The sequence below is a fragment of the Stenotrophomonas sp. SrG genome (assembly GCF_050031795.1).
Taxonomy (GTDB): domain Bacteria; phylum Pseudomonadota; class Gammaproteobacteria; order Xanthomonadales; family Xanthomonadaceae; genus Stenotrophomonas; species Stenotrophomonas rhizophila_A.
The window spans coordinates 1-237 of record NZ_JBNBBE010001266.1; the positions used below are offsets into that span (position 1 = coordinate 1).

1 protein-coding gene is annotated in these 237 nt (G+C 54.4%); it reads right to left on the minus strand.

The window, feature by feature from the left end; translation table 11 throughout:
• Positions 1–75: 75 nt before the first annotated feature.
• Positions 76–168, minus strand: coding sequence for a hypothetical protein (locus ACQG3P_RS23490; protein WP_426806389.1), 93 nt, complete (start codon positions 166–168; stop codon positions 76–78).
• Positions 169–237 lie beyond the last annotated feature (69 nt).

Here is a 237-nt window from a genome sequence, read left to right on the forward strand (position 1 = left end):
TACAAGCTCGACATATTCATCGGAGACGTTCTCGATCAGCTGCTGGAACACCCAGTGGAACATCACCAAATCGCGCTAGCCCTCGGTATTGAGCATGCAGAAGCTATGGCTGACGAACACGTGCATGTGACGGTAGCTGCGCTGAATGCCGCGTTCGCTGATCACGATGGTGACCTGGTGAAGGGCTTCTGCTAGCTGGGTCCATAAATCCCAGTTGTTGCTGCTGCTGCGTCGACA